Below are 4,071 nucleotides of genomic sequence, written 5' to 3'. Positions count from 1 at the left end.
CTGCCGGCCGGCCCGCCGGCGGGAGTGACGGCCGGGGTGGCGGCCGGGGCCCTCGGGGTGCTGCTGCTGTCGGGGCTGCGGCGCTCAGAGCACCGCGCCCTGATCCTGGGCATGGCCGGCGGGGTGGCCGCGGTCGCCACGGTGGCAGGGGCCCTGGCCGCCCACGCCGTGCTGGCCGCCCGTCCCGCCGCCGAGCGGGGCCTGGCCTCCGCCCAGGCCGCCGTCACCGCCGGGGAGGAGGGGGACACGGCCGGGGCCGCCGCCGACCTGCGATCAGCCGAGGCCGACCTGGTCTCGGCCCACGCCCGGGTGGCGGTGTGGTGGGCCCAGCCCGCCCGACTAGTCCCGGGGGTGGCCCAGAACCTCCGGGCCGTGCGCTCCCTCACCGCCCTCGGGGCCGAGGTGGTGCGCCCGGCGGTGGCGCTGGCCCAGGCGTCCGACATCCACCACCTCCTGGCAGGGGGCCAGGTGGACCTGGGTGCGTTGGCCCGGCTGGCCGGGCCCGTCGATGCCGGCGTGGCGTCGCTGCGGACGGCGGTGCCGGCGCTGCCCCGGCTGCGCTCCCCCTGGTTGGCGCCGGCGCTGTCGGGGCGGCTGGGATCGCTCGAGGACCAGGCCACCAGGCTGGCGGGCCAGGAGACGCGCCTGGCCGGCGCCGTGCACGCCCTGCCCGAGCTGCTCGGGGCGGCCGGGCCCCGCCGCTACCTCCTGATCGTGCAGGACACCGCCGAGGCGCGCGGATCCGGGGGGCTGATCACCGACTGGGGGATCCTCTCCGCCGACCGGGGCCGGCTCCACCTAGACCAGCTCCAGTACATCGGGGACCAGCCGGGCGGCGCCGGGGCCCACCCCACCTACCGGCTCACCGGCCCCTACGCCCACTGGGCGGCCGAGGAGGGGTTCCATCCCGAGTACTGGCCCCAGGACGCCACCTTTGCCCCCGACTTCCCCACCGTGGCGCGGGGCCTCGAGCAGCTCTTCCCCCAGCTCGGGTCCCCGCCGGTGGACGGCGTGGTGAGCGTGGACCCGGCCGCCCTGGCCGACATCCTGGCCGTGACCGGGCCGGTCACGGTTGCGGGCTGGCCGGTCCCGATCAGCGCCGCCAACGCCGGCTCGGTGTTCCTGCACGACCAGTACGTCGTCCTCGGCGCCGACAACCGCGCCCGGCACGCCTTCAACGTGGCGGCGGGAAGGGCCATCTTCGCCCGCCTCACGAGCGTCGACCTCGACCGGCCCCGCGGGCTGGTGACCGCCCTGGCGCCGGCGGTGGCCGACCGCGACCTGCTGCTCTACTCCAACCGCCCCGCCGGCCAGTCGCTGTTCCGATCGATGGGCGCGACCGGCGCCTTCACCCCGCTCTCGGGGGACCGGCTCGAGGTGGTGACCGACAACGCCGGCGAGTCCAAGATCGACTACTACCTGCGGCGCAGCGAGTCGTATTCGGTCGCCTACGACCCCGCCTCCGGTTCGGTGCAGGCCACGCTCACCGTGCGCCTGTTCAACGGGGCGCCGGCCGCGGGGCAGCCGAGCTACGTGATCGGCGGCCCCACCAACTACGCCTCCCACGGCACCAGCCTCCTGTACGTGTCGGTGTACAGCCCGCTGGCGTTCACCGGCGGGACGGTCGACGGCGCCGCCATGGCGCTGAGCCCGGACCGCGAGCTCGCCCGCAACGTCTACGGCCGGTTCGTGATGGTGCCGGCGGGCCACACCGCCACGCTCGTGTACCACCTCTCCGGCGCCGTGCCCGGCGGCTCGGTCTACCGCCTCGATCTGGGCAAGCAGGCCACCGTCGCGCCCGATCAGGTGGCGGTCGCGATCCAGGCGTCGGGCCCGGGCTGGCGGACCGGAGGACTAGTCCCCACCCGCCGGACGACGGCCGGACCCCTCTCGATCTCGGTTTCCTTCCACCGCTCGTAACCCGGTCGTCACCGGTAGTGAGCTTCGTCGGATCTGGACGCCCAGGGTGTGGTCCGTCGGCGTCATTTGCCGGATGGACCTTTCCGCACGGGCAGGGCGCGCCCACAATCGAGTTGTTCATCCGTTGATGTCCGGTTGATCGGCCGTTGTGATCAGGCTGGACCGGATCGGCGGGTGACAGGCGGAGCCGGCGGTGATGGCGGAGCTCGACGGACGGGCTGCGTCCGACGGCGGAGGGTGCAGTGGGGACAAGACAGTTGGCGGTTTCAGCCCTGGCGGGAGCGACGGTGGTCGCGCTGTGGCCGGGGATGGCATGGGCCTACGGGAACTTCGGCGGGCCGCCGCCGTCCGGTGGTGGCGGCGGAGGGGCCGAGACCGTCGGGCACCAGGGCGGTGCCAACGCCGACCAGCCGCCCATGAACGTCACCAACTCCCGGCCCGCACCGGGCACCCCCGAGACGGTGACTGACAGCGCCACCTCGTGCGCGCCGGGTTCGGCGGTGACGATCGCCCTCACCTACGTCACCCCGTCGGCCACCCCGGTGTCGTTCGGGCCCGGGGCCACGACCGCCGACGGCACGGGTGGCTTCTCGGTCACCGGGACCATCCCCGCCACCGCCACCGCCGGGACGTGGGTGATCTTCGCGACCTGCAACGACGCCAGCGGAGCCCCGTTGGTCTACACGGCGACGATCGTGGTGCCGGGGGCGACGACGGGATCGGGTGTGCGTTCGGCGGCGGTGGCGTCGAGCGCGGCCCGGTCATCGAGCGTGTCGGGCCAGCCGGGTGCGGCTGCGTCCGGGGGCGGGTCCTCAGCTGGGGCCGGAGCGGAAGGCAGCGCGGCTCAGGGTTCACCTGCCGCCGCGGTCTGGACCCCGCCGGCCACGTGGGGCACTCCGGCTCTGCGGGCCCTGGTGGAGCCGGCCGTCAACGCCGCCGCCGTCTCGGCCCCGGTGGTGCTGGCCCCGGCCTCCCAACCGGTAGTGGCCCACACCAGTGGCGCCTTGACCTCAGGAGCCCCGTTGCGGGACGCGGCCGATGCGGTGGTGGGACTGGTGGCCGTGACGGGACTGGCCGCCGTGCGCCGTCACCAGCACCGCCGGTCCAACCGATGGAACCGCAGGCGGCGCACCCTCGGTCGAACGCACCGGCATTCGGGGCGGACGCGACGGATGTCCGGCAGCAAGACTAGAGGGACGTGGTGATGCGAAGAGGAGTATCGGCGGCGGCCACCGCGCTGAGCGTGGTCGTGGGTACGGGAACGGCGGTCGGCGCGGCGGCCACCCCCGCGGCCGCGACCACCGGGGTGACGGCCACCCGCCTGCAGGGTGGCAACCGCTACGCCACCGCCGCGGCGGTGGCCCAGGCCAGCTTCCCGAGCGGCGCCACCGCCGCCATCGTGGCGTCGGGCCTCGCCTTTCCGGACGCTCTGGCCGGCTCCTATGCGGCCGGGCGCCTGCGGGCCCCTGTCCTGCTGACCGATCCCAACCAGCTCTCTCCCGAGACGGCCTCGGCGCTGTCGGCCATGCACGTGGCCGGCGTGACCCTGGTCGGGGGGACGGCGGCGGTGAGCGACAACGTGGCGTCCCAGCTCCGGGCGGCCGGCTACACCGTGCAGCGGGTGGCGGGCGCCGACCGCTACGCCACGGCGGCGGCCGTGGCCCAGTCCTTCCCGGCCAGCTTCGTCGGGACCTACGGGAGCGGGGGGCGCACCGCCATCATCGCCACCGGTCTGACGTTCCCCGACGCCCTGGCCGGCGGACCGGTGAGCTACGACGCCTCGTTCCCGATCATGCTGACCACCACGTCGTCCCTGCCGTCGGCGACGCAGTCGGCGCTGCAGGCCCTCGCCATCAAGCAGGCCATCGTGCTCGGCGGGTCGGCGGCGGTATCGCCCGCCGTGATCCAGCAGCTGCAGGCCATGGGGATCGCCACCACCCAGATCGGCGGGGCCGACCGGACCCAGACCGCGACCATGGTGGCCGACGTCGAGGCCAATCAGTTCGCCTGGTCCATCACGCATGTCAACCTGGCCCGCGGCGACGACTTTGCCGACGCCCTGGTGGGCGGAGTGCACGGTGGTGTCGAGAAAGAGCCGGTCGTGCTGTCCGCCGACCCCAACACGTTGGGGACCTACACCACGACCTGGCT

General features: G+C 74.7%; 3 protein-coding genes. All 3 read left to right on the top strand.

All coding sequences use genetic code 11. From position 1 onward, the window contains the following. On the top strand, positions 1 to 1,920 hold a 1,920-nt coding region (locus tag VFW24_06765), incomplete at its 5' end, for a DUF4012 domain-containing protein (protein HEX5266456.1). 257 nt (positions 1,921 to 2,177) lie between these two features. After that, the gene (locus VFW24_06760; protein ID HEX5266455.1) at positions 2,178 to 3,125 is read left to right on the top strand and encodes a hypothetical protein; all 948 of its coding nucleotides are present in this window, start codon (positions 2,178 to 2,180) and stop codon (positions 3,123 to 3,125) included. Next, positions 3,125 to 4,071, top strand: a 947-nt coding sequence (locus tag VFW24_06755) for a cell wall-binding repeat-containing protein (protein HEX5266454.1), incomplete at its 3' end; no start/stop codon positions are given. The genes VFW24_06760 and VFW24_06755, both read left to right, overlap by 1 nt.

It is taken from the genome of Acidimicrobiales bacterium (assembly GCA_036273495.1).
In the GTDB taxonomy this organism is placed as follows: Bacteria; Actinomycetota; Acidimicrobiia; order Acidimicrobiales; family JAJPHE01; genus DASSEU01.
Note: the sequence above shows the minus strand (reverse complement) of the source record. Positions and strands in the feature narration are given on the sequence as shown.